The following is a 25,010-nucleotide window of genomic DNA, read 5'->3' on the forward strand; positions in this document are numbered from 1 at the left end:
AAGTCGAGACACCCATCGATCCTGCTTGTCTTCACGGTGTCTCGACTTCGCTCGACACGAACGGAGTTTTAAGCTGGTTTCCGGCGCAGACGCTTACGGCACCACTACATTGAAGCGCGGGTCCGCCGGCGGATGCAGCGCGAACCACGACAGGAACGCCATCCGGTCCCCCTCGATCCGGATCGCCCCCGACTGCATCAGCGCCGGAAACTGCGCCTGCCCCAGCATCACATCGTCGAGCGTTTTGCGATCGAGCGTCACCGTCGCGGTCGGCGCCGCGTCGGTGACGCCATAGCGCGGCACCTCCACCCCGCCCCCAACGACGACCGCCACCGTCTCCTTGCTGTCTGGCAGGACAAACTGGAATGTGCCTTTGAGCCCCGCCCCCTTGGCCGCATCGAAGCGCGTCGCCAGCGCGTCGAAAAACACCGCGGTCGGGATCGCGCTGACAAATGACCGGCTCTGGCCATTGCCCGACAGGCTCTGCACCGCATTGCCGCGCAGCGTCGCCGCCCCCGCCAGATAATAGTTGCGCCACGCCCCCGATTCGGCCTGATAGCCCAGCTGGTCATAGGCCGACGCCAGCGCCGCGCGCGCCGCCTGATTGTCCGGCTCGGCAAACACCAGCTTGTTCAGCAATTCCGCCGCCCAGCGATACTCGCCCGCCTTGATCGCCGCCTTGCCCGCCGCCAGCAGCTTGTCGGCGCCGCCCGCCAGCGCGACATATTTGGGCGCCGATTGTTCAGGCGCCAGCGGATTGAAATTCGCGGGGTTGCCGTCCCACCAGCCGAAATAGCGCTGATACACCGCCTTCATGTCGTGATTGAGCGTGCCATAATAGCCGCGCGTCGAAAAATCGCCGCCCTGCACCGGCGGTTCGGGCGTCGCATCGGCCAGTTCGTGCAAGGTCGCGCCGCGGTTGGCCAGGAACAGCGTGCGGTCGTGAACATAACGATAGGCGTCGCGCTGGTTCGCCAGCAATTCGCTCACCTCGCCCACGCCCCACGTCGGCCAATGGTGCGACGCCAGCGCGACCTCGGCCTTGCCGCCCCATTTCAGCAAGGTCGCGTCGATCACCTTCGACCAGCGCAGCGCATCGCGCACCTGCGCCCCGCGCAGGGTCAGCACATTGTGCAGCGTGCGCGTGACGACTTCGGTCGTGTGCAGCGCCTTGTAGGCGGGGATGTAGAAGACGAACTCCGACGGCGCCTCGGTCCCGCCCGCGTCGAGGAAATCGAACGCCAGCCCGTCGATCGTCAACGTACCGCCCGTTTCGCTAACTGTCTCGGTCGGCTCCATATAACCAATCGTTCCAGACGATAGCTTGGGGCCAAGCCCCGTATCGACCTGTCCGGCGGGTCCGGGCGCCAGGATTGCCCCGAACATATACAGCGCCCGCCGCCCCATCGCGGTGCCGGCAAGGACGTTCTCAGCGGTCGCTTCCTCGGAAAAACCGTGCGGGGCGATGATGCGGATCTTGTCGTTCTTGACCTGCTCGGGCGTTACGATGCCGCCGACGCCGCCGAAATGGTCGCTGTGGCTGTGCGAAAAAATCACCGCCTTGATCGGCCGCTTGCCCGATTTGGCCTCGACCGTGTCGGCGAACAGCTTCCACCCCGCCGCCGCGGCTTCCTCGGACAGCAAAGGGTCGACGACGATCCAGCCGCTCTTGCCGCGGATGATCGTCATCACCGAAATATCATAGCCGCGCAGCTGCCAGATCTTGTCGGGGACGACTTCGAACAGGCCATGCACCGCGTTCAGCCGCGCCTGCCGCCACAGCGACGGGTTGACCGTGTCGGGCGCCACCTTGGTTTCGAGAAAGGCATAAGGTCGCCGGTCCCACACCGTCTTGCCGTCCTTGTCCAAAATCACCCCGCCCGGAATCTCGGCGAGCTTGCCGCGCAGCACATTGGCCTCGTCGCGCGGGTCATCGAGCGGCAGGCGTTTCGCGAGCTCAGCTTGCGCGGTGCGCGTCGCCTCGCTCGCGGCGTCCTGCGCGACGGCGGCAAAGGGCAGGGCGCTGGCGAGCAGCAGGGCGGTCATTCGGCGCATGTCATTCTCCCCCATATTTTGGTGGCAGCTTGCGCCGCAGTCCGCCGCTTGGCAAGCATCGGCGGATGACCGACGCGCCCACCCTGCTGATTGTATGGCACAGCCGCACCGGCGGCAGCGAAGCGCTGGCGCGTGCCGCTGCTGGAGGGGCAGGGGCGGCAGCGCGCCTCGTCGGCGCCGGGGACGTCACGCCCGACCTGCTCATCGCCGCCGACGGCTATCTGTTCATCGGCCCCGAAAATCTCGCTGCGCTGTCGGGCATGATGAAGGAGATGTTCGACCGCTGCTATTATCCCTGCCTCGGGAAACTCGAAGGCCGCCCCTATGCGACGATCATCTGCGCGGGCTCCGACGGCGAAAACGCCCAGCGCCAGCTCGACCGCATCGCGACCGGCTGGCGGCTGAAACGGATCGCCGATCCGGTGATCGTCAACACCGCCGCGCAGACCCCCGAGGCGATTCTGGCGCCAAAAACGATCGCAACAGATCGCCTCGCCGCAGCCCGCGATCTGGGGGCCGCGCTGGCCGAGGGGCTCGCGGCGGGGATTTTCTGAAGCCCGTGATGGCGAGTTTGGGATGACGATGCAACGGATGCAGGCTGCAGCGCGAAAACCCTCACCCCGCGCGGTGCTCGCCCTTCACCCACCGCACAGTCCCCGACGACGCGCGCATCACCACCGTTTCCGTCGTCATCACCCCGTCGCGGCGGTGCTTGACGCCGCGCAGCAGCGATCCGTCGGTGACCCCTGTGGCGGCAAAGATCACGTCACCCTTCGCCAGGTCTTCCAGGTCATAAACCCGGTCGAGATCCTCGACCCCCCATTTCGCGGCGCGCTTGCGCTCGTCGTCGTTGCGGAACAGCAGGCGGCCCTTGAACTGGCCGCCGACGCAGCGCAGCGCCGCGGCGGCAAGCACGCCTTCGGGCGCGCCGCCGCTGCCCATATAGATGTCCACATTGGTGTCGGGATTGGTCGTCGCGATGACCCCGGCGACATCGCCGTCGGGGATCAGCGCGACGCCGCAGCCCAAGCTGCGCAGCTCGGCGATCATCGCTTCGTGGCGCGGGCGATCAAGCACGCACACCATCACCTCGGCGGCGGTGCAGCCCTTTTCCTTGGCGACGGCTTCGACATTCTGGCGGATGCTGTTGTCGAAATTGACGATGTTTGGCGAATAGCCGGGGCCGACCGCCAGCTTGTCCATATAGACGTCGGGGGCGTTGAGCAGACAGCCTTCTTCGGCGATTGCCAGCACCGCAAGCGCGTTGGGACCGGCCTTGGCGGTGATCGTCGTGCCTTCCAGCGGGTCGACCGCGATGTCGATCTTCGGCCCCTTGCCCGGCGCGCTGCCGACCTTTTCACCGATATACAGCATCGGCGCTTCGTCGCGTTCGCCTTCGCCGATCACGATGGTGCCGTCCATATACAGCGTGTTGAACGCGGTGCGCATCGCTTCGACCGCGGCGGCATCGGCGGCTTTCTCGTCGCCGCGCCCGATCAGCTTGGCCGCCGCAATCGCCGCAGCTTCGGTGACGCGCACCATTTCGAGTACGAGCACCCGGTCGAGGTTGCTGCCGCTATTCGTCATGGGTCACTCTCCGCCTTTACTTGCTGCGCCATCTCGGCAAGGTGGCCCCATATGGTCGCCCGCGCTGCTTGTCGAGGATGCTTCGCCCGATTCGGAGCCGCTGTCGCGTTATCGTGCGTCATCGCCGTGACAGCGACCGTACCGACTCTGGCGCAGGTACAGGGTCCGCCGGCCCCGCCACCACCGCGCAATGCTGAAACCGCCGCGGCTAATGCCAAAGAACTGGTCGACCCCATCCGCCGCTGCAAACCCGCCGACGACGGGTCGATCAATGTGTGCGGCACCGACACCCAGCGCCACCGGCTGACGCCCGAATTGCGCGCCATCGCGCAGGAGGGCCGCGAAGCGCCGCCAAAGCTGCCGCGCGCCGAAGCCAAAGCGATGAGCCTCGACAAGCTGCCCTATAATTGGATGCCGATCGGCAGCCGTTACGCGCCCGGTCCCGAGTATAACGCCCTGTATGAACAGGCAAAGCGCGCGACCGACCCTGAAACGGGACATCCCCCGCCGCCGGAACCAGAGCGTTAAGCGAAGATCTCGCTGGCCGTCGCGGCGGGCTCGCTCGTTCGATAAAAGCCGGCGGGGATCAGGATCTGGCCGAGGAAATAAAGCGCGAACAGCAAAATCCAGCCAAGGCTCATCAGCGTTTCGGCGAAACTGCCCGGGGCATTGTTCAGGATGATCGCACCGTGCGCAACGATCAGCGCGCCCGCGGCAATGCCATAGGGAAGGCCATAAAGGAGGTAAAAGCCGAACAGCCTGGCTTGGGCCGTCCGGGTACGGCGCCACGATTCGGCGAACGCCGACACCGGTTCCAGGCTGCCGCGGCTGCCCATGATCGCGCCCGCCAGACAAAAACGCGCCGCGACCCAGCTGCCGACAAGGGTGATGGCCAGTCGGTAGATTGCCAGGACGGCCATCATTGCGTCGCTGCCGCCCAGCATCGCCTGCGGTCCAAGGATGAACAAGGGCAGTGCCGCGATCAGGCCAAAACTGATCGCTAACGCCAGATTGGCCAGCAGATAGGCAAAGCCGGCAACCATGCCGAACATGATCTCCGACAAATAGCCTTCGCGCATTTCGGCAAACAGGCCGCTCCATGCCGCCTGCATCGCCCCCGCGACGATCACCGCGACGATTGCGAGCAGATAGAGCGGCCCGGTGATCGATCCGCCGACGCGGTATGTCCAGGGATCGGACAGGATCGCCATCATCGTGCGCAGACTGAAAATCGGCTCGCTCGACAGCAGCAAAAAGGGGACGATGACCCCGATGGCGACATAGACCGCCAGCATATTGCGATGCGCGCCCGCCAGCGCCCATGCTTCGGCCAGTCCGCGCCGGATATGGATGTCCATTTTTGCCCCCTAATTTCAGGTCAACGGGGTAACAAAGCGCGCGGCATTTTCAAGCGGGGTTAAAGCGCCAGGATCGGCATCAGCATCGGCGCGCCGACAACATGGTCCGATCCCGCCAGAATCGCCAGCGCCGCATGGATCGCGCGCGCCGGGCCTTCATGGGTGACCAGCACGATGACGACACCATCCTCTTCGTCGGTGCCGCGCTGGATAAAGCTTTCGATCGACACCCCGGCATCCCTCATTGCCGCCGCGATTTCGGCGAGCACGCCGATGCGGTCCTCGACGATCAGGCGGACATAATGTTTGCCGACCCGCGCCCCCGCGTCGGCGACAGGGGCGGCGTCGAGCGAATCGACCGGCATCGCAAAGGCGGGGCCATATTCGTCGCGCGCAATATCGATGATGTCGGCAACGATGGCGGAGGCGGTCGGTCCTGCCCCGGCGCCGGCGCCCTCAAAGAACAGCCGCCCGACAAAATTGCCCTCGGCGACCACCGCGTTCAGCGCACCGGGGACATAGGCGAGGGGATGGTCGGCGGGCACAAGACACGGCTGGACATGCTGATACAGGCCAGCATCGCTGCGCTCGGCCATGCCGATAAGGCGAACGCGGTGGCCCAGCGCCTCGGCCTCGCGGATGTCGGCGGCGATCAGGTTCCGGATGCCGTTCGCCGTCACCGCGCCGATATCGAGCCTTGTCCCGAAACACAGCGCCGCCAGGATCGACAGCTTGTGCGCGGCATCGATGCCATCGACGTCGAACGTCGGATCGGCCTCGGCATAGCCCTCCGCCTGCGCGGCGCTCAGCGCGTCGGCAAAGCTTGCGCCGTTCCGCTCCATTTGCGTCAGGATATAATTGCAGGTGCCATTGAGGATGCCATAAACGCGCGCGATCTCGTTCGCCGATGCGCCTTCGCGGATCGCCTTGATCACCGGGATGCCGCCCGCCACCGCGGCCTCATATTTCAGCGGCGTATCGCGTTCTTCGGCCAGCCGCGCCAGATCCAGCCCATGATGCGCGATCATGGCCTTGTTGGCGGTGACCAGCGCCTTGCCCGCGCCCAGCGTGTGGCGAGCGAGGGTGAGCGCCGATCCGTCGGCGCCGCCGATCATTTCGACCACCACATCGACATCATCCGCCGCGACCAGCACGTCCATATCATCTTCCCAGCGATAGCGGGACAGATCGATGCCGCGGTCCTTGTGCCGGTCGCGCGCCGACACCGCGACGATTTCGATTGCGCGCCCGGCGCGCCGCGCAATCAGGTCGCGGTTGGTTTCGAGCAGCCGGACAACGCCGCCCCCGACCACCCCGATTCCCGCGAGCGCCACACGCAGCGGCGGGCGGGGGGCGGACGGGGCGGGATGGGGCGACATGCGGGACTCCGTGCAAGGCGCGGAGCCACGCCCCGCCGATGCGAGCGCCCTATCGGCTTTTGCCATGGAAACAAGCCCGGCGCGTTTTGGCCGCGCCGTAGCAAATCTTTATCAGCCCACCGGCGGCTTGCGCGTCCGGGTGCACTGGCCGAGCGCGCCGAGCACCACGCCATAGTCCGACGCCGCCTTGCGGCGATCTTCGGGCGCGGTTCCCGCCAGCTTGTTCAGCGGCAACTGGCGCGGCAGGCCGCAGGCGAGTCGGTACCAGGCCAGCGTCCCCCGCGCCGGGACCGCGGCCGACCCGTCGACGATCTCGCCGAACGCCGCGGCCCAGCGCCGCGACCCGTCGGCGGCGGTCAATATGGTCAGCGACACCGGCTCACCGGTGCTGGTGTTCAGGAACAATTGCGTTTCGCCTTCGCCGGGCAGGGTGCCGGGGACGTGGAACCCATTGGCGATGCCGGTGATCGCGGGCGGCGCGCCGGGTTTGACAAGTTCGGTCAGCACCGCGCGCAATTGCGCCTCGGTCGCCGCATCCCATGGCAGTTGCGCGTCGGGGGCGACCAGCCGGACACTGCCCGTGTTGCTGCTCCCGGCGGTGGCGCCTGCGACCGGCCGCGCGAACAGCAGGACCGGCTGTTTCTTTTTCAGCTTCTGCGGCTTGCCTTTGGCGTCCAGCGGCAGATCGACGAGATAGGAAATGCGCGACGCCAGCGGACCCGCGCCGCGAATCAGGCTGACGACATCGGCCTCGACATAGAATCGGCTTTGCCCCGCCGCGACGCCCGGTGCCTGCGCTGGTTTCAGCGCCACGCTGCTGTGAATGCGCGCGTGCAGCGCCATCGGCGCCGCGGTCGCCAGATCGGCGATGTCGGCATAGCTGTACGGACTCGCCGTCACCGCTGGCACCGCCGTCTGCATCGCAGAAATGCTAGCGAATCCGGGGCTCAGGGCCAAAAGTCCGGCGATCGCCGCCGACTGATACACGCGCATGATTTATCACTTTCCATCAAGGTTGACGCCGGTGGCGACGGCATAGTCCCCATCATGGGACACCCCACATTAACCCCTGATAAAGGGTTTGCGAACTCGGCGCCACCGCGATAGGACGGCGATGAAGCGTCCGGTCAGAACATAATAAACCGAACGTAGCTCCGCCGGGTCTGTGGAACGCATCGGAATCATCCGGGCATTTGGCAACTGAACCCGTCGGGTGGGAATTGGTGTCAGGATGATCTAGCAAGGAGCGTCGTCCCTGAATGGCTTATGGTGATAATGTCGACCCTAAAAGCAGGGTGGTCTCGATCGTCTTGGTGGGCTTTTTGACGGCGGTGATGGGCTATGGGCTCGTCAACGGCCTGAACATCAGCATCGTCAAAACGATCGCAGAAAAATTGGATGTGGTGGACGTCGAAGAGCCGCCGCCACCGGAAGAGCCGCCGCCGCCGCCGCCGCCGGACAATGTCCTGCCGCCGCCGCCGCCGGTTGTGATTCCGCGGCCGCCGGTCGCACTGCCCAGCCCGAACGTGGTTCAGGCCGTGCGCGAAGTGCCGCCGCCCCCGCCGCCGCAGTATATCCCGCCGGCGCCGCCCGCGCCGCCGCCGCCGACGCCTGATCTCAGCGCCGCCGGTACGCCGCGGGGCAACCCGGGCCGTTGGGCGACGAACGACGACTATCCGGCTCGTGCCATGCGCGAAGAGCGTGAAGGGACGACGGGTTTCCGCGTCACTTACGGGACCGATGGCCGGATCACGTCGTGCGAGGTCACCGCGTCGAGCGGTCATGCCGACCTCGATGCGGAAACCTGCAAGCTCATTCAGCGCCGTGGCCGGTTCAACCCGGGCAAGGACCGCGCAGGCAACCCGACGGGTGGCACGTACAGCAATCGTATCCGGTGGCAGATCCCGCGCTGATTCAGCGCGCGGCTGTCTGTTTTCGAATTTTACCGAATTTCTTGAGAGGGAATATCCATTATGTTTAATCTGATCGCAAATGCCGCTGCTGCGGCACCGGCCCACGACGTAGGGCTCACCCTGATGCCTGCGGCGATGTGCGTGAAAGAAGAAGGCGCCAGCCCTTACGGCATGATTCCGGCGCTCTGCGACGGCGGTATCGTTGGCCAGCTGACGTTCCTCGTCCTGCTGATCATGTTCGTCGGCACGCTCTACATCCTGTTCACCAAGCTGTTCGAACAGAACAAGGTGATGAACCAGGGCAAGGCCGTCGATGCCAATTTCTGGCGCGCCCCGACGCTGGCCGAAGGTGCGGCCAAGCTGGAAAAGAACAGCGCCTATCGCCAGGTTGTCGAAGACGGCCTGCGCGCCAACGAAGAGCATAACAAGCTCACCGACCCCGTCGAAGCGCATGACTGGATGCACGGGACGCTCGAACGCTCGCAGAACCACATCAACTCAAAGCTGAACAGCGGCCTCGCCTTCCTCGCGACCGTGGGTTCGACCGCACCGTTCGTCGGTCTGTTCGGTACCGTTATCGGTATTCTGCGCGCCCTCGTGAAGATCGGTGCATCGGGTCAGGCGTCGATCGACACCGTGGCCGGCCCGGTCGGTGAAGCGCTGATCATGACCGCCATCGGTCTGATCGTGGCGGTTCCCGCGGTGCTCGCGTTCAACTGGCTCCAGAGCCGCAACAAGTCGATTGCCCGCCGCCTGTCGACCTTCTCGAACGATGTGCTCGGTTCGATCATGTCGAACGGTCAGGTAAAGCCGGTTCCGGTTGGTCCGGCACCGAAGGCTGCTGCTCCGGTCGCGGCACCGAAAAAGGCCTAAGCTTCTCTGGATCCCCGCTGCCCGTCTTTGGGCGGGGGCGGGGTCCGCTGGACAGGGTGCACGGTCAATGGCCCGTTAACCCGATGTCCGTGACATGAATTTTTGTGACAGGATAAGATCCTATGTCGATGAGTGTAGGCGACAAGGGGGGCGAAGATGCCCCGATGTCCGAGATCAACACGACACCGCTCGTGGATATCATGCTCGTGCTGCTCATCATCTTCCTCATCACGGTTCCCGTGGTGGTGCAGACGGTGAATCTCGAGCTTCCCGACGTGGCGTTCGAAGTGACGACGACCAAGCCTGAAAATGTGCTGTTGTCGATTCGCTCGGCCGATACCGACGGCGATGGCTTGCCCAACGCCGACAGCGCATCGTGCGAAGTCTATTGGGGGCAGACCCCGATCGATTCGAAGCAGTTGCTGGAGCGGGGACAAAAGAAACTCGAAGAGCTGATCGAGGATATTGGCGGTCCGGAAAATATCAACGACGATAATTTCCCCGAAGTCCATATTCGCGGCGACGTGAACACCCCCTATCAGTGTATTGGCGGCGTGATCTACACGATGCAGTTCGCGGGCTTCCAGAAAATCGGGTTCATTTCCGAACCGGCCGCTGGTTCGATCGCGGTGAGCCGCCTCTAACGGCGCCTTCCGCATAGATAAAAAGGAATAGACCCATGTCCATGGCAGTTGGAGAACGGGACGAAAACGAACCGATGATGGACATGAACACGACGCCGTTGATCGACGTCATGCTCGTGCTCCTCATCATGTTCATCATCACCATCCCGGTGCAGACCCATGCAGTGAAGATCGACCTGCCGATTGCTGACAACAGCACCAGCAATGTCGATCCGGAAAAGAACAAGGTCATGATCGACCCCGCGGGGACGATCACCTGGAACGGTTCGCCGGTCGATCTGGCGCAGCTGGCGCAATATCTGGAACAGACCAAGGCGCTGCCGGTCGAACCGGAATTGCAGGTTCAGCCCGATCCCTATGCGCGTTACATTGTCGTCGATCGCGTGTTGGCGGTGATCAAGCGCAGCGGCGTCGGCAAGCTGGGCTTCGTCGGCAACGAACAATATGCTCGCGTCTTCTGATCTTTGATCAAAAGCCGTCCGGCAAAAATGATGGGGCCGCGAAGCAATTCGCGGCCCTTTTCTCTTGGTGGCGCGCAATTGGGTGCCTGCGACCGCCTCTGACCGTGGGAACCGCCCCATGGCAGCGCGACCGGGACGATTGTCTGCTCATCTTCATCCCGGATCAAGTCCCGGATGACGAAGATAGGAAATGGCAGCTAGCGGCCAGAAATGGACGTCGCACGTTCTTCCTCTCTCCCCTTGAGGGAGAGATACGAAGGTTGGTCGCTTGCTGCCTAGCCGCAGTTGAGAGGGGTTTACGCCCGCTGGCGGCTCACCCCCTCACCAAGCTTCGCTAGCTCCTGACGGACCAAGCTGCGCTATCCTCTCCCTCAAGGGGAGAGGATCGTATGTCCGCTCCCCACCCCAAAACCGACATACAGGCTTGGAACTCGGGCCGAATCCGGGCATCGTCATCCGCGGAGGGATCGCGAACGCCGCTGCGGCGTTCTATGTCCAAACCGCCACTCGGGGAGCAGAACATGATCAAGCCACCATATGCGAAAAGCTGGACGATCCCGGCCGCCACATTGCTCGCCGCGCTGGCGCTTGCGGGCTGCGCCAATATGAATAAGACGCCCACTTCCAACCTGCCGGTTCCCGATGCCTATGCCAATCTCGTCGATGCACGCGGCGCCGACCGCGGCCGCGTCGATATTTTCAAGGATGGCAGCGGACTGCGGCTCGAACTGGTCGCGCGCGGCTTTGGCGCGGGTACCTATGGGATGCACGTCCACGCGACCGGCCTGTGCGACGCCCCCAAATTTACCACCGCCGGCCCGCACTGGAATCCGACCGGCGCCCAGCATGGCCGCGAAAACCCGATGGGCGCGCATCATGGCGACCTGCCCAATCTGGTCGTCGAACCCGACACCATCGGCCGCGCGACGTTGCAGCTGGTCGGCACCCGCCTGACCGGTGACGGCGCGATGCTCGATGCCGACGGTGCCAGCTTCGTGATTCACGCCGCTCCCGACGACATGAAAACCGACCCCAGCGGCAACAGCGGCGACCGCATCGCCTGCGGCGTGATTATGGCGGCGCCTGCGGGTTGATCGCCCACGGCTCAAGCGACGGCAGCGTTTAGGCGGCGGCGCGCTCGACGATCGTCGCTTCGGCCTGCGGTACGGCGCGATAGGCGTAGAGCAGCAGGATCAGCGCAATCGGCGCCACGCCGATCAGCGAAAGGATGCCGGTGCGCAGGTCGCCGACCGGCTTGCCATCGACGATCGTCCCGGCCAGATCGGAAATCTGCCCGACCATATAGGGACCGAACGATAGCCCGACGAGCGTCGTACCCAGGAAAAAGGCAGCCGTTGCGGTCCCGCGCATCCTTGGCAGCACCAGATCCTGCGTCGTTGCCGCGGCAGCGCCCAGCGCCGTCGCGCCGAACATCCCCGCAAGAAAGTTCATCACATAGAATAGGGTCGTATTGTCAGTCGTATAGCCGACCCAGATGGGGATGATCGGCGCCACGACGCCAAAGATGATCATCAGGATGCGGCCAGCCGGATTCTTCGCGCGCAGCGCGTCGGCGATGCGCCCACCCAGGATCACGCCGACAAAACCGCTGATCGCGCCATTGGCGCCCAGCCAGAACGCCAACTCCTGCTTGGGTAGCCCGAGCACGATTTCGGCATAGGGCGCGGACCAGAAGGCCAGCGCATAGGCCGCGAGCGCCACCAGCCCGTAACCCAATGTCGTGCAGATAAACGCCGGAGTGCCCCAGATCAGGCCAAAGGTCGCGCTATCGCGCGCACGCAGCGTGCAGGCCCACGAGAACACAGCGTAATAGCCCAGCCCGACCGCCGACCATTGCGGCAGATTGCCGGTCAATTCGATCATCCACCAGGCAAAGGCGGCAATTGCGGCGGCAAAACCGATGTTGATCGCCAGCGCCGCGGGGCCGCGCTGCCACGCGCCAATCAGCGTGAAGGGCGGCACGATCGTCGACAAGTCCTGCGCGAACTGGCGGAACGGGGCGGGTGAACTGGGGCTTGCCACCCCGTCCATCGCGCCGCGCACCGGTTCGCGCAGCGACGCGACCCACAGCGCCACGATCAGCCCGGGAATGCCGACCGCCAGAAACGCCGCTTGCCAGCCGACCAGCCCCAGCGGGCCCCCGCCCGGATAGGCGGTGTTCCACGCCTTGACGATCAGCGCCCCGATGAACAACGACACGCCGCCGCCGATATACAGCCCCGACGAATAAATCGCGAGCGCGGTCGCGCGCTGCTTTTTCGGGAAATAGTCCGAAATGAGCGAATAAGCGGTCGGACTTGCGGTCGCTTCGCCGACGCCGACCCCCATGCGGGCAAAGGTCAGCGTCATCTGGTCGCGCGCAAAGCCCGACAAGGCGGTCATGGTCGACCATAGGGCAAGGCCGATCGACAGCAGCTTCACCCGGCTCCAATTATCGGCCAGCCGCCCGAGCGGGATCCCGAACAACGCGTAGAATACCGCAAAGGCGGCGCCGCCCAGAAAGCCCATATCGGCGTCGGTCAGCCCGAGGTCCGCCTTGATATCGACGGCGAGGATGCTGAGGATCTGCCGGTCGATGAAGTTCAGGATATAGACGACAACCAGCACCGACAGCACGTACCAGCTATAGCCGGTCGCTTTCGGTTCCTGAAATTCCGGCGCGGCGGCCGCGTTGGTTTGGCTGGCGGTCTCGGCCATCTGGCAACCCTCTCCCTGACCCACTATCTGTTATGAGCCATGGCTAGCAGAGCCGCCAAAAGGCGCAAGTTGAAAGTCGGTTCAACTTTGCCGCGAAGGGGAGTCCGATGCGCACCGACGGGCACAATAGACCCGCGATCCTGTTCCTCTGCCTGGGCAATATCTGCCGCTCGCCGCTCGCTGAAGGCGCCGCGCGCGCCGCCTTCGCCGACGCCGGCATCGATGCCACGCTCGATTCGGCCGGAACCGGCGACTGGCACATCGGCCATCCGCCCGACCAGCGCGCGCAGGCCGAGGCCCGGCGCCGCGGCACGGACATTTCGGACCTGCGCGGTCGCCAGTTGGCGGTGGACGATTTCTACCGCTTCGACCTGATCCTCGCTGCCGATGCGAACAATCTGCGCGAAGCCCGCGCGCTCGCGCCGCCCGATGCGACCGCGCGTCTGCGGCTGATGCTCGATCTGGTCCCGGGACGGCGGGGCGAGAGCGTGACCGATCCCTATTACGGCGCCGACGATGGTTTCGCCGCAACTTGGGCCGACGTCAGCGCGGTTGCCGCGGCGCTCGTCGCCGAAACATCGAGCGGATAGCGCGCCACCGGATGATAGCGTGATCCGCCATGCCCCATCTCGCTTTCGTACAGGATGACATGATCAAAAAGGAAGGCCGCGCTCGCCAGATCGCTGTGCAACGCCAGGAAGGGCGCCACCGGTCCCGCCGAACGGTTGAGCCGCGCCAGCGTGATATGCGGCATAAAGGTGCGTGTTTCGGCGGCGATACCAACCCGCGCAAGCGATTGATCGACCTTACGGTGTAGTCCCGCCAGTGCCGCAGCCGGTTCGACCCCGGCCCAGACGGTGTGCGGCCACCCCCTGCGCTCGAACATACCCACCCCGGCAATTCGCGCCATGATCGCGGGGGCGTGGAGCGCGCCCAGAGCAGCGGCGATGTCCTCGGCGCGGTGGCGGTCGACCTCGCCGATGAAGCGAAGCGTCAGGTGAAGCTGGTCATCGTCCTGCCAGCGCGCCGCCGAAATGCCGTGCATGGCGGAGCGCAACAGGTCGCGGACAGGGCGCGGCGGGCGCAGCGCGACGAACAGGCGGTGGGTCGACATGGCGCTGTCAGCATAATGGCTCGCGCTGGCGCCACCACCGAAACTTGGCAAATTTCCGGTTTCGCTTGAAAGCCGGGAAGAAAATCACGATATTGCCACCTACGGTCGGTATGGGCTGACCGGTGATGGAGTAATGACAATGGCGAATTGGAACGACCCCAATATGGCGGCTTCCGGTTTTGGGGCCGGCGCGAACGCAATGGACCAGGCCGTCGATGCCGGCCTGCGGTCGTACATGCTGTCGGTTTACAATTATATGGCGTCGGGCGTGCTGCTGACGGGTATCGTCGCGCTGCTCGCCTTCCAGTCGGGCTTTACCGCATCAATGGTCGGTACCCCGCTGATGTGGGTGGTGATGCTGGCGCCGCTGGCGTTTGTGCTGGTGCTGAGCTTCGGCATCAACAAGCTATCGACGACGGCGGCACAGGCGCTGTTCTGGGTCTATGCCGCGGTGATGGGTCTGTCGATGTCGACGATCTTCATCGCTTTTACCGGTACCTCGATCGCGACGACTTTCTTCGCGACCGCGGCGGCGTTCATTGGTCTGAGCCTGTATGGCTATACGACCAAGAAGGATCTGTCGGGATTCGGCACCTTCCTGATCATGGGCGTGGTCGGCATCCTCGTCGCGATGCTGATCAACCTGTTCTTGCAGTCGAGCGCGCTCAGCATGGCGATCAGCGTCATCGGCGTACTGCTGTTCGCAGGCCTCACCGCCTATGACACGCAGAAGATCAAGAGCATGTATTTCTATGTCCGCGGGACCGACTTTGTCGGCAAGTCGGTGGTGATGGGCGCGCTGACGCTCTACCTCGACTTCGTCAACATGTTCACCTTTCTGCTCAATCTGCTGGGCAGCCGCGAATAAGCGGAACGGACAGCCACGAAACATGGGAGCCCGGCGAAGCAATTCGCCGGGCTCTTCTCTTGAAAACGGGCGGCAGCGGATGCGACAATCGATCATGGCGGCGATGATGCTTTGCGCCGTGCCCACGTTCGCAACCGAGACGGAGCCGGACGCGGGGCGAATCTGCCACCTTGCCGTTCCGACCGACGGCGATCTCAAGGCCGTGGCGGCGCGCTATTTTCCGGCGGCCGGCGCGTCAGACATTGACCGCTTGCTGGCCTGTTTCGACGAAACTGATCCGGCGGTGCGCGACGAATTGGCGCTTGCCCTGTGGACCGAAGGATCCCGGGGCCAGCATATCAAGCCCGATGCGATGCGCTATGCCCTGGTGCGCCTGTCCGCGATTCTCGCCGCGCCCGACGATCCGGCGGGGTTTCGCAAACCTTTTGCGGCGCTGGCCCTTGCTGAAGTTGCGCGCGCCGACCGCGTCGCGCCTTTTTTGACCGAAACCGAACTGCATGAACTTGCGGTGACCGGCGCCGCGTACCTGCGCGGCATTACCGACTATCGTGGCTTTGGCGGAGGCGAGGGTTGGCGGCATGGCGTCGCACATGGTGCCGATCTGCTGATGCAGCTTTCTTTGAATCCCCGGCTGACACGATCCGACGCCGACCTGATGCTCGCGGCGATTGCGTCGCAGGTCGTGCCGGGTCGGTCGCATAGCTATGTCTATGGCGAGGCGCGGCGGCTTGCCCGGCCAGCGCTGTTCCTGGCCAGGCGCACCGACATCGACGATGCGGCATGGGCGGCCTGGTTTCAGGCGCTGCACCCCAATGGCACGCCGCGCTGGCAAACGCCCTATGCCAGCGCCGAAGGACTGGCGGCAGTCCACAACAGCACCGCCTTCGGTGACGCTGTCTATGTCGCCGCCAGCGAATCGCAGGATCCGCAGGTACGGCGGCTCGCACCGTTCGCCGCCGGATTGCTCAAGGCGCTGCCTTAGGCCGGGGCTGTTCCTGCCGCCTGCATTTCGGCGATCAGGCCGTTATCGATCTCCTTTGCGCGCTTGTAAGCAGCACGTTCCCGCAGCGGCGCGACATAGGTCTCGAACGCCGGGCGCGACGCGATCGTGCCGAACTGCAAGCCCCAGTCGATCTGGCTGCCGACATAGACGTCGGCGGCGCTGAAGCGGTCGCCCGCGACGAACGCCTTGCCCGCAACCGCAGTCTCGAGTGCATCAAGTGCGGCGGGGAGCGAGCCAAAGCCCGCCGACCGCTGCTGGTCGGCATCGGGCTCGACGCCCAAATGCTTGGCGGTGATCGCCTGCTCGACCGGCCCCGAGGTGAAGAACAGCTAGCGATAATAATCGGCGCGGTCGGCGGGATCGGGGGCCAGACCGGCGGAGGGGAAGGCATCGGCCAGATAGGCGCAGATCGCCGCGCATTCGGTCACGACCTTGTCGCCATGAACGATCGCGGGAACCTTGCCCATCGGATTGACCGCCAGATAGGCGGCGTCCTTCATCGTCGTGCCATAATCAAGGACGCGCGGCTCATAGGGCACGCCGACCTCTTCGAGCATCCAGCGGACAATCTGTCCGCGCGACATCGGGTTGGTATAAAAAATCAGTGCATCGGCCATCGCGGCTCTCCCTTGGGCATTGCGAGTCGAATGTGAACATAACAAGAACAATAATGCCAGTCCACCGGACTTGTTTTGTCACGGCGTCCGGCTAAGGCAAAGCGATGAGCGACGAACGTATCTGGACAGCCGCCGTGCTGGTGATTGGCGACGAGATTCTCTCGGGCCGCACCCAGGACAAGAATATCGCGCAGATCGCGACCTGGCTCGATGCCCAGGGCATCCGCCTGCGCGAAGTGCGCGTTGTGCCCGATGTCGAGGACGAAATCGTCGCTGCGCTGAACGCGGTGCGCGCGCGTTATGACTATGTGTTCACCACCGGCGGCATTGGCCCGACCCACGACGACATCACCGTCGATGCCGTAGCGAAGGCGCTGGGCGTCGGGGTCATCATCCATCCCGAAGCGCGCGCGATCCTCGAACGCTATTACAGCGGCCGCGGCATCGAACTGACCGAGGCGCGGCTGCGCATGGCGCGCACCCCCGACGGTGCCGAGCTGATCCCCAACCGCATGTCGGGCGCGCCGGGCATCCGTATCGGCAATCTGTTCGTGATGGCCGGCGTCCCGCACATCACGGCGGGGATGCTCGACGCGCTGACCGGTCAGCTGGAGGGCGGCGCGCCGCTGATCGCGCACACGATCGGCGCCTGGTCGCCCGAAAGCGAAGTCGCCGACCTGCTGCGTCAGGGTGAAAAGGACCATCCGGGGGTCGTGATCGGCAGTTATCCCTTTTTCCGCGATGGAAAGGTCGGCGCCAATTTTGTCGTCCGCTCGACATCGGCCGCCGATGTCGCCGCCTGCGTCGCGATGCTGACCGCAGGGCTTGAGGCCGCGGGCTATGCGGTGACCGACGGCGGCATCTGATCGCCCGCGTCGTCGCTCGTCCGCGTCACGCGCGGCAAGCGGCGCAGCATCACGATCGCAAACAGGCCGAACAGCGCCGCCACGATGAACGCGGCGCCCGGAAAATGTACCGGCGCCTTGGCCGCGGTGAAATAGGCCATGGTGCCGGTCAGCACGATCGGCGCGACCAGCTGGCCCAGCCCCATCGCCATCGCCGAAATCCCCTGCACCTCGCCCTGCGTGTCGGCGGTGGCGCGCCGTGACATCAGCGCGTTTAGGGACGGCTGCACCGGCGCTTGCAACGCGATCGGCAGCAACAACAGGAACGCGCCCCAGGTCGAGGTCACAAAGGCATAGCCCAGATAATTGGCCACGGCGATCAGGATGCCGATCGTCGCCGCGTCGCGCTCGCCAAAGCGCGCGACCATCGGCCCGACGACAAATGTCTGCCCCAGCGCGATCATCACCCCCACCGCCGCCAGGCTGGCGCCGATCATCCCCGGGGTCCAGCCGAGCTGAGCGATGCAGTAAAAGCTCCACGTCATCGGATAGACGAGGCTGGCGATCTGCCACAAAGTCAGCACGCTCGCGACCCCGCCCATGCCGGGCAACCCGCGCATCGTCTGGAGCGCGCCGAGCGGATTGGCGCGCCGCCAGTCAAAGGCGCGGCGGCGCTCGGGCGGCAGGGTTTCGGGGAAGATGAACAGGCCATAGAGCATGTTGGCGGCGGCGAGGATCGCCGCGGCGACGAACGGCGCGCGCGGGCCGATCTCGCCGAGAAAACCACCGATCGCGGGACCGGCGACAAAACCGATCCCGAACGCCGCGCCGACAAAACCGAAATTGCGCGCGCGCTCCGCGGGCTGGGTGATGTCGGCGATGGCGGCCTGCGCCGCGGCATAGCTGCCGCCGAAGACTCCGGACAGGGCGCGCGCAACGAACAGCCAGGGCAGCGTCTGAACGATCGTCAGCAGCGCATAATCAATCGCCAGCCCGCCCAGCGACAACAGCAGCACGCGCCGCCGCCCGAACCGGTCGGACAGATTGCCGAGCACCGGCGACGCCAGGAAGGTCGCGACTGCCATCACCAGCCCGATCCACGCGCCGACTTCGATCGCGTGCGGCAGGTCGATGCGCCCGACCTCCATCACCAGTTGCGGCAGCACCGGCATGATGATGCCGAAGCCGACCGCATCGATAAAGATGGTGGCTACGATGAAGGGGATGGTGCGCGATGCGGTCACAAAATATCCCCCCGGGTGAACGTGTCGGCGGCTCATAACGCGCGGCCCCCCAATCGCGCCAATGCTTTTCCGTTGCGCGGCGGTTTTTATCGCCTTAGCGGCACCGATCCCGTTCTGGAGCGTTACCCACCGATGAAACTCGAAATCACCGCCGCGCTCGACTATCGCCTTGGCGATCCGGTCGATCTGATGCTCCATATCGAAGCCGCGGCGATTCCCGAACAACTGATCCTGAACGCCGTGCTCGACGTCGGCGACTGCGAGTATTTCGCGCGCGTTCCGGCGCAGGACATGATCGGCGACCGCATCTGGCTACGCCGCGGCGGCGAACTCAACGTGCGCTATCGCACGACGGTCGAAATCCAGCGCGACCTCACCGATTACCGCACGCTGGACAAGGTGCCGATGCACCGCCTGCCCGGCGAGACGGTCCAGTATCTCAATGAATCGCGCTATTGCCCGGCGAACAAATTCATCCACTTCGTCCAGGACGAGTTTGGCGATGTCGAGGGCGGCGCCAAAATCGGTCGGATGCGCGACTGGATCGAAACGCATTTCACCTATGTATCGGGGTCGAGCGACGCCGAAACGGGCGCGCTCGACAGCTTTGTCGAACGGCAGGGGGTTTGCCGCGATTATGCGCATGTGATGGTCAGCCTGGCGCGGGCCGCGGCCATCCCGGCGCGTATCGTCAGCGTCTACGCGCTCGGCGTCGAGCCGCAGGATTTCCATGCGGTGGCTGAAGTGTTTCTGGGTGGCGCCTGGCATCTGGTCGATCCCACGGGCATGGCGAAAGCAGGCGAGATGGCCAAGATCGCTGTCGGCCGTGACGCCGCCGACATCAGCTTTTTGACCGCCTATGGCGAGATCGAGATGCTGAACCAGCGGGTGACGGTGGCGGCGGCCGGGTAGCGGTCAGCGCCGGTGCGGCCCCGCCGCCCGGTCCATCGCGTTGCCCGCGTTGGTCCGATTATTTCAGAACAAGATGCAAATGCGACAGCCGCTCATGTGCCGCGTCGTAAGGCACGGCTGTTCGTTCGGCATAGCTGACGACCTCATATTCGATGCCGTCGGGGTCAAAGAAATAGAAGCGGCGACCGGGTTCATAGTCGCCGTGTGAGTGGGGGACGAGACCCGCGGCGATGACGCGCGTTTCAATGGCGTCCAGAACATCGACCTGAACGCCGATATGGTTGAGCGGGGCGCCTTTACCATGGGCAACCCCCCGATGTTCGCCGTCCGGCCCGGTGTAGAGCGCCACATAGGCGCTGTCGCTGCCCAGATGGATCACCGGCCCGCCGTTATGCGCGGGACCCCGCCAGCGTTCGCGCCAGCCAAAAATGGCCGCCAGCAACGCTGCGCTGCGATCGGGGTCGCTGACCGTCACGTTGACATGCTCGATAAAGGGATGCGTCAATTTCTGACTCCTGATTCGGGTTGACGCAGCTGCTTTTGGAAGCTCAAGTCAGGTTTAGATCAAGCAGTAATGTTGTCATGGCGAGGAGCGCAGCGACGCGGCGATCCACATCAGGCGTAACCCGCCTTGGCTTCGCTTGGTTCGTCAGGCCGCACAGGGAGCAATCGATGCATCGCACCGACCTGATTTCGATAGGCGAACTCGCTGCGCGCACCGGCGTCGCGGTGTCGGCGATCCGCTTTTACGAGGCGAAGGGGCTGGTCGAGGCGCTGCGCACCCGTGGCGGCCAGCGCCGGTTCCTCCGCGCCGACATCCGCCGCGTGTCGTTCATCCTGATCGCGCAGCAACTGGGGCTGAGCCTGGAGGAGATTGCGGCCGAGCTGCGACGGCTACCCGCCGGACGCACACCCAATGCGGCCGACTGGACGCGGATCAGCACCGGATTGCGGGAACGGATCGACGGGCAGATCGCGGCGCTGGAACGGACGCGCAGACTGCTCGGCACCTGCATCGGCTGCGGGTGTTTGAGCCTGAAGAAATGCGGGCTGTACAACGCGCAAGACAAGGCCGCGCAGCGCGGGGCAGGGCCGCGCTATGTGCTGGGGGATCGGGCAACGGAGATTGCGGAGGTGGGGTGAGGTCGGCTTTGGGGTGGGGCGCGGACGTAGCTGATCCTCCCCGGAACGGGGAGGGGGACCAGCGAAGCTGGTGGAGGGGCACCATCGGTTTGCCTTGCCGGTGCGATAGTGCACCGCCGAACGGTCGCCGTTGAAGCAGTGTTTTTTGTCCGGCGCCACGTAAACCGCCTGTGCCCCTCCACCACCCTTCGGGTGGTCCCCCTCCCCGTTGGGGGAGGATCGGCTATGCCCACTTCCGGTCGTTAGCCGCCGTTTCCGCCTTCAAACCCCGCTTAAATTCTCAATCTCCGGCGCCCCCGCCAAACACGGACCCAGCTTCGCGCCAAGGCTGCGGAAATGGTCCGATGCGCGGTGCGCGTCGACCGCCGCCTCGTCATCATAACATTCCAGCACCTTGTAGACGCCCGCGTCGCCGGCGCGGAACAGCTTGTAATAGCTGTTGCCGGGTTCATTCGCCGCGACCGCGGACGCCAACTCGGCGAACACGCCTTCGAATTCCGCTTCCTTGCCGGGCTGGACGCGCAGCGTAGCGATGATGCCGATGGCCATGTTTCTCTCTCCTTGGTTTATTTGCGAAGGTCGGGATCGACGTCCCAGCCGTCTTCGACCTGGACGCCAAAACTGTTCAAAATCATCGAAACTTGCGTGTACTGGCCGACCGTCATCACCAGATCCATCCGCCCCTTGTCGCCGAGCGGTGCGAGCGCCGCCCAGGTCGCGTCGGCGACGAAATGATCGGTGGTCAGCTCGTCGGTGGCGCGCAGCATGGTGCGGTCGAGGTCGTTCCAGCCGTCCGCATCCGGCCCTGCCTTGATCCGCGCAATCTCGGCTTCGGTCAGACCGCAGTCGAGCCCGATGCGCTTGTGCTGGGTCCACTCATAGCCCGAACGGCAGTTGTAACCGGTGCGCAGGATGACGAGTTCGCGGTCGCGCGGGCTCAGCGCATTGCGCTTCGACAGGATATAATTGCCCCAAGCCAGGAAAGCGGTGAGCGCCTTGGGCGCATGGGCCAGCGTGCGGAAGATGTTGAGGATCTTGCCGCCGCCGACCTTGCCTCCCACGACGTTGGCGCCGGACGCAAGGAACGGCGCCAGCGCGGCGCGCTGGTCGGCATCGAGCCGGTCGAGATCGACCGGCTCGATGCGCGGGTGGTCTAAACGCAAATCAGAAGACCTCGAACAGGCCCGCTGCGCCCTGGCCGCCGCCGATGCACATCGTGACGACGGCATATTTCACGCCGCGGCGCTTGCCTTCGAGCAGCGCGTGGCCGACGCAGCGCGCGCCGGTCATGCCGAACGGGTGACCGATCGAGATCGAGCCGCCGTTGACGTTGAGCAGTTCATTGGGGATGCCGAGCTTGTCGCGGCAATAGAGCACCTGCACTGCAAAGGCTTCGTTGAGTTCCCACAGACCGATGTCGTCCATCTTGAGCTCGAAGCGTTCGAGCAGCTTGGGAATCGCGAAGACCGGGCCGATGCCCATTTCGTCAGGCTCGGTGCCCGCGACCGCCATGCCGACATAGCGGCCCAGCGGGGTCAGGCCGCGCTTCTCGGCGACCTTGGCTTCCATCACGACGCACGCCGACGATCCGTCGGCAAGCTGGCTGGCGTTGCCCGCGGTGATCGTGTGGCCCTCGCCCATCACCGGCTTCAGGCTCGACAGGCCTTCGAGCGTGGTGTCGGCGCGGTTGCACTCGTCCTTGTCGGCGGTCACGTCCTTGAACGAGACTTCCTTGGTTTCCTTGTCCATCACGGCCATCGTCGCGTTGCACGCGATGATTTCATCGGCAAACAGGCCCGCGGCCTGCGCGGCGGCGGTGCGCTGCTGCGACTGGAGCGAGTATTCGTCCTGCGCTTCGCGGCTGATGTTGTACCGCTTGGCGACGACCTCGGCGGTGCCGATCATCGGCATATAGGTGTCCTTGTGCATCGCGATCAGCTCGGCATCGGTCTCGACGAACACCTTGCCGCTGCCGCTGACCTTCGAGATGCTCTCGATGCCGCCGGCGACGCAGATGTCCTGACGATCGACGATGATCTGCTTCGCCGCGGTCGCGATCGTCATCAGGCCCGACGAGCACTGACGGTCGATCGACATGCCGGGGACGGTGACAGGCAGGCCCGAACGCAGCGCGATCAGGCGCGCGACGTTCATCGTCTGCGATCCCTGCTGCATGGCGGCGCCGAACACGACGTCGTCGATCTCGCCGCCTTCGAGGCCTGCGCGCTCGACGGCGGCTTTGACCGAGTAAGCGCCCAGCGTCGGCGCGAGGGTGTTGTTGAACGATCCGCGACCCGCCTTGGTCAGCGGGGTGCGGGCGGTGGAAACGATGACGGCGTCACGCATGATATTTCTCCTAACAATCCCAAATCCCTCCCCTTCAGGGGAGGGCAGCGAGACTTGGCAGCTTGCTGCCTAGTCGCAGCGGGTGGGGGCCAGAGGCCTTGCGCAAGGTCGATGGACCCCACCCCAACCCCTCCCCTGAAGGGGAGGGGCTTAGTCACTTCAAACGAAAAACTGGCTGATCCATTCGGCGATCAGGGCGGGTTTTTCCTCGCCCTCGATCTCGACCGTCACTTCATTGGTCTGTTGCCACTGGCCGGGGCGCTTTTCCTCCAGCTCGAGCAGCTTGATGTGGCTGCGCACGCGCTTGCCCGAGCGGACGGGCGACAAAAAGCGGACTTTGTTGCAGCCGTAATTGACCCCCATCTTGACGCCGCCGACCTTGGGGCCGTCGGTGCTCTGGCCCAGCATCGGCATCAGCGACAGCGTGAGGAAGCCGTGCGCGATCGTGCCGCCGAACGGCGTCAGCTTGGCCTTTTCCTCGTCGACATGGATGAACTGGTGGTCGCCGGTGGCGTCGGCGAACTTGTTGATCATCTCCTGATCGACCAGCACCCAATCGGATGTCCCGAGATGCTCACCGACCTTGGTCTGCAATTCCTGCGGCGTGATTGTGGCCATCGCTCATCCCCTCGATCATTGGTTCGGGGCGCGTTCTAGGCCTGTCTGGAGGCGTTGCACAAGGCCCAAGCCGTCATGCCAAGGCGCCGTAGCGTCAGCCTGGCTTGGCGGTCTTCGCCGCGCTTGCCTTTGGTTTCGGGGACTCGGCAAAGGGCATGATCATCGTACCGTCGGGGGCAGCGGTGAAGGTCGTCTGCGTCGGATAGGCAAATTCATAGCCCGCCTTCGCCATCGCCTCGAACACGCGGATGCCGACATCGGTGCGCGCCGCCGCGACGACATCGAATTCGTCACTGAACACATCGAACAGCAATTCGAAATCCAGACTGGAGGGGCCGAAGGTCAGGAAGCTGGACCGGATAAATTCCTGCCCCGCGGCTACCACCTGCTCCTCCAGCAACGCGGGCAGATCGCGCAGCATCGTCGGGGTCGTCTGATAGATAACGCCGATGGTGAAGGTAATGCGGCGGCGGTGGAGATGTGCGAAGTTGGTGATCTCCTTGCCCAGCAAATTGGTGTTGGAAATGACCAGCAATTCGCCGTTGAGTGAACGCAGCCGCGTGCTTTTGAGGCCAATGCGCTCGACCGTCGCGGTACTCGTGTCATATTTGATCGTCTCGCCGACGCGGAACGGCCGGTCGAAAATGATCGACAGCGACGCGAACAGGTCCGAAAAAATGCCCTGCGCGGCGAGGCCGATGGCGATGCCGCCGATGCCCAGACCTGCGACCAGTCCGGTGACATTGACCCCCATATTGTCGAGGATGACGATCCCGGCGATGGCGAACAGCGCGACGCTGATCAACAGGCGGATGATCCCCATTGCATTCGACAGCGTCTCGTTATGCCCGTCCGAGGCTCGGCGCTGGATCAGGCCCAAGATGATTTCGCGCGCCCAAATCGCGACCTGCAACACCACAGCGACGGTAAAGATCAGCTGGATGATGTGCAGGATGACGGCGGGCGGCTGCGCATAGCCCGCGACCATGCGCACCGCGATGATCGCAAGCACGAAGGATTTGGTCTTGTGGATCACCCGCCCGACGATGTGGGTCAGGGTAAACTCGCCCGGCGTCGCCTGCGCGCGTTTCAGCGCAAAGCCGCGGATCATCGACAGCAGGAAATAGATCGCCAGACCCGCCGCGATCGCGATGCCGATCTGCAGCCAGTGGCTGTTTACCCATGCGACGCTGCTGTCCCACCAGTCGCGGAGGTCGGCAATAGGGTCGTTGCGCACTGGCGTGGCCTTTACCGCCGTCTTGGTGGCAGCGGTCTGGGCGGCAGCAAGGATAGAGAAAGTCACGTCGGTCCT

General features: G+C 64.5%; 27 protein-coding genes and 1 pseudogene. 13 read left to right on the top strand and 15 right to left on the bottom strand.

Translation table 11 applies throughout. The features are described from left to right. Positions 1-93: 93 nt before the first annotated feature. On the bottom strand, positions 94-2,055 hold the full coding sequence (locus VGN68_RS11220; RefSeq protein ID WP_327476672.1) for an alkyl/aryl-sulfatase: 1,962 nt from the start codon (positions 2,053-2,055) through the stop codon (positions 94-96). A 65-nt stretch (positions 2,056-2,120) separates the two neighbouring features. Between VGN68_RS11220 and VGN68_RS11225 the strand changes: the two genes are divergently transcribed. Beyond that, positions 2,121-2,609 (top strand): flavodoxin family protein, encoded by a 489-nt coding sequence (locus VGN68_RS11225; RefSeq protein ID WP_327476674.1) that lies wholly within the window; start codon positions 2,121-2,123, stop codon positions 2,607-2,609. A 61-nt stretch (positions 2,610-2,670) separates the two neighbouring features. Here VGN68_RS11225 and glpX read toward each other — a convergent pair whose 3' ends face one another. Then, positions 2,671-3,642 (bottom strand): class II fructose-bisphosphatase, encoded by a 972-nt coding sequence (gene glpX / locus VGN68_RS11230; protein WP_327476676.1) that lies wholly within the window; start codon positions 3,640-3,642, stop codon positions 2,671-2,673. A 126-nt stretch (positions 3,643-3,768) separates the two neighbouring features. Here glpX and VGN68_RS11235 point away from each other — a divergent pair, with 126 nt between their 5' ends. Continuing rightward, a complete protein-coding gene (locus VGN68_RS11235; RefSeq protein ID WP_327476678.1) occupies positions 3,769-4,170 on the top strand; it encodes a hypothetical protein in 402 nt (133 codons plus the stop codon). On the opposite strand, the gene VGN68_RS11240 is transcribed toward VGN68_RS11235, so the two are convergent. From VGN68_RS11240 to VGN68_RS11250, 3 genes are all read right to left on the bottom strand, one after another. Then, positions 4,167-5,000: a hypothetical protein gene (locus VGN68_RS11240; protein WP_327476680.1), complete on the bottom strand. Its 834-nt coding sequence runs from the start codon at positions 4,998-5,000 to the stop codon at positions 4,167-4,169. The genes VGN68_RS11235 and VGN68_RS11240 overlap by 4 nt on opposite strands. 59 nt (positions 5,001-5,059) lie before the next feature. Continuing rightward, entirely contained in the window at positions 5,060-6,379 is a 1,320-nt protein-coding gene (locus tag VGN68_RS11245; protein ID WP_327476682.1) for a homoserine dehydrogenase, read from the bottom strand. A gap of 111 nt (positions 6,380-6,490) precedes the next feature. Then, the gene (locus tag VGN68_RS11250) at positions 6,491-7,300 is read right to left on the bottom strand and encodes a hypothetical protein (RefSeq protein WP_327476684.1); all 810 of its coding nucleotides are present in this window, start codon (positions 7,298-7,300) and stop codon (positions 6,491-6,493) included. Between the two features lie 338 nt (positions 7,301-7,638). On the opposite strand from VGN68_RS11250, the gene VGN68_RS11255 reads away from it, so the two are divergent. The 5 genes from VGN68_RS11255 (at position 7,639) to VGN68_RS11275 (ending at position 11,364) form a co-directional block, all read left to right on the top strand. After that, the gene (locus VGN68_RS11255; protein ID WP_327476686.1) at positions 7,639-8,292 is read left to right on the top strand and encodes an energy transducer TonB; all 654 of its coding nucleotides are present in this window, start codon (positions 7,639-7,641) and stop codon (positions 8,290-8,292) included. A 60-nt stretch (positions 8,293-8,352) separates the two neighbouring features. Continuing rightward, positions 8,353-9,165 (top strand): MotA/TolQ/ExbB proton channel family protein, encoded by an 813-nt coding sequence (locus VGN68_RS11260; RefSeq protein WP_293700139.1) that lies wholly within the window; start codon positions 8,353-8,355, stop codon positions 9,163-9,165. Positions 9,166-9,287: 122 nt separating this feature from the next. Further along, positions 9,288-9,809, top strand: coding sequence for a biopolymer transporter ExbD (locus VGN68_RS11265; protein ID WP_327476690.1), 522 nt, complete (start codon positions 9,288-9,290; stop codon positions 9,807-9,809). A 35-nt stretch (positions 9,810-9,844) separates the two neighbouring features. Continuing rightward, positions 9,845-10,270 (top strand): ExbD/TolR family protein, encoded by a 426-nt coding sequence (locus VGN68_RS11270; protein WP_293700143.1) that lies wholly within the window; start codon positions 9,845-9,847, stop codon positions 10,268-10,270. 521 nt (positions 10,271-10,791) lie between these two features. After that, on the top strand, positions 10,792-11,364 hold the full coding sequence (locus VGN68_RS11275) for a superoxide dismutase family protein (RefSeq protein ID WP_327476692.1): 573 nt from the start codon (positions 10,792-10,794) through the stop codon (positions 11,362-11,364). Between the two features lie 28 nt (positions 11,365-11,392). On the opposite strand, the gene VGN68_RS11280 is transcribed toward VGN68_RS11275, so the two are convergent. After that, positions 11,393-12,988: an MFS transporter gene (locus tag VGN68_RS11280; RefSeq protein WP_327476694.1), complete on the bottom strand. Its 1,596-nt coding sequence runs from the start codon at positions 12,986-12,988 to the stop codon at positions 11,393-11,395. 107 nt (positions 12,989-13,095) lie between these two features. Between VGN68_RS11280 and VGN68_RS11285 the strand changes: the two genes are divergently transcribed. Further along, the gene (locus VGN68_RS11285; protein WP_327476696.1) at positions 13,096-13,578 is read left to right on the top strand and encodes a low molecular weight protein-tyrosine-phosphatase; all 483 of its coding nucleotides are present in this window, start codon (positions 13,096-13,098) and stop codon (positions 13,576-13,578) included. Here the strand turns inward: VGN68_RS11285 and thpR are convergent. Further along, positions 13,491-14,102 (bottom strand): RNA 2',3'-cyclic phosphodiesterase, encoded by a 612-nt coding sequence (gene thpR, locus VGN68_RS11290; protein WP_327476698.1) that lies wholly within the window; start codon positions 14,100-14,102, stop codon positions 13,491-13,493. The genes VGN68_RS11285 and thpR overlap by 88 nt on opposite strands. Before the next feature lie 139 nt (positions 14,103-14,241). On the opposite strand from thpR, the gene VGN68_RS11295 reads away from it, so the two are divergent. Together VGN68_RS11295 and VGN68_RS11300 are read left to right on the top strand one after the other, a co-directional pair. Continuing rightward, entirely contained in the window at positions 14,242-14,970 is a 729-nt protein-coding gene (locus VGN68_RS11295; protein ID WP_327476700.1) for a Bax inhibitor-1/YccA family protein, read from the top strand. A gap of 79 nt (positions 14,971-15,049) precedes the next feature. Further along, positions 15,050-15,952: a DUF2785 domain-containing protein gene (locus VGN68_RS11300; protein ID WP_327476702.1), complete on the top strand. Its 903-nt coding sequence runs from the start codon at positions 15,050-15,052 to the stop codon at positions 15,950-15,952. Here the strand turns inward: VGN68_RS11300 and VGN68_RS11305 are convergent. Beyond that, positions 15,949-16,590 (bottom strand): annotated as a pseudogene (locus tag VGN68_RS11305) (glutathione S-transferase family protein). The gene VGN68_RS11300 and the pseudogene VGN68_RS11305 overlap by 4 nt on opposite strands. Positions 16,591-16,694: 104 nt before the next feature. Here VGN68_RS11305 and VGN68_RS11310 point away from each other — a divergent pair. After that, positions 16,695-17,456, top strand: coding sequence for a competence/damage-inducible protein A (locus VGN68_RS11310; RefSeq protein ID WP_327476704.1), 762 nt, complete (start codon positions 16,695-16,697; stop codon positions 17,454-17,456). Here VGN68_RS11310 and VGN68_RS11315 read toward each other — a convergent pair. Beyond that, positions 17,429-18,679, bottom strand: a complete 1,251-nt coding sequence (locus tag VGN68_RS11315; protein ID WP_327476706.1) for a TCR/Tet family MFS transporter — start codon at positions 18,677-18,679, stop codon at positions 17,429-17,431. The genes VGN68_RS11310 and VGN68_RS11315 overlap by 28 nt on opposite strands. Before the next feature lie 132 nt (positions 18,680-18,811). On the opposite strand from VGN68_RS11315, the gene VGN68_RS11320 reads away from it, so the two are divergent. Beyond that, complete coding sequence (locus VGN68_RS11320; RefSeq protein WP_327476708.1) at positions 18,812-19,591, top strand: transglutaminase family protein; 780 nt, start codon at positions 18,812-18,814, stop codon at positions 19,589-19,591. 58 nt (positions 19,592-19,649) lie between these two features. On the opposite strand, the gene VGN68_RS11325 is transcribed toward VGN68_RS11320, so the two are convergent. Then, positions 19,650-20,096: a VOC family protein gene (locus VGN68_RS11325; RefSeq protein WP_327476710.1), complete on the bottom strand. Its 447-nt coding sequence runs from the start codon at positions 20,094-20,096 to the stop codon at positions 19,650-19,652. A gap of 167 nt (positions 20,097-20,263) precedes the next feature. Here VGN68_RS11325 and soxR point away from each other — a divergent pair, with 167 nt between their 5' ends. Next, positions 20,264-20,734: a redox-sensitive transcriptional activator SoxR gene (soxR, locus tag VGN68_RS11330; protein WP_327476712.1), complete on the top strand. Its 471-nt coding sequence runs from the start codon at positions 20,264-20,266 to the stop codon at positions 20,732-20,734. Positions 20,735-20,995: 261 nt separating this feature from the next. Here soxR and VGN68_RS11335 read toward each other — a convergent pair whose 3' ends face one another. From VGN68_RS11335 to VGN68_RS11355, 5 genes are all read right to left on the bottom strand, one after another. Then, positions 20,996-21,283: a putative quinol monooxygenase gene (locus VGN68_RS11335; protein WP_327476714.1), complete on the bottom strand. Its 288-nt coding sequence runs from the start codon at positions 21,281-21,283 to the stop codon at positions 20,996-20,998. Positions 21,284-21,300: 17 nt separating this feature from the next. Further along, the gene (locus VGN68_RS11340; protein WP_327476716.1) at positions 21,301-21,897 is read right to left on the bottom strand and encodes a carboxymuconolactone decarboxylase family protein; all 597 of its coding nucleotides are present in this window, start codon (positions 21,895-21,897) and stop codon (positions 21,301-21,303) included. A 1-nt stretch (position 21,898) separates the two neighbouring features. Further along, positions 21,899-23,080 (bottom strand): acetyl-CoA C-acyltransferase, encoded by a 1,182-nt coding sequence (locus VGN68_RS11345; RefSeq protein ID WP_327476718.1) that lies wholly within the window; start codon positions 23,078-23,080, stop codon positions 21,899-21,901. A gap of 159 nt (positions 23,081-23,239) precedes the next feature. After that, positions 23,240-23,698: a MaoC family dehydratase gene (locus tag VGN68_RS11350; protein ID WP_293700170.1), complete on the bottom strand. Its 459-nt coding sequence runs from the start codon at positions 23,696-23,698 to the stop codon at positions 23,240-23,242. 94 nt (positions 23,699-23,792) lie between these two features. Then, on the bottom strand, positions 23,793-25,001 hold the full coding sequence (locus tag VGN68_RS11355; protein WP_327476722.1) for a mechanosensitive ion channel family protein: 1,209 nt from the start codon (positions 24,999-25,001) through the stop codon (positions 23,793-23,795). Between the last annotated feature and the right edge of the window lie 9 nt (positions 25,002-25,010).

Source organism: Sphingopyxis sp. (assembly GCF_035998965.1).
Lineage (GTDB): Bacteria > Pseudomonadota > Alphaproteobacteria > Sphingomonadales > Sphingomonadaceae > Sphingopyxis.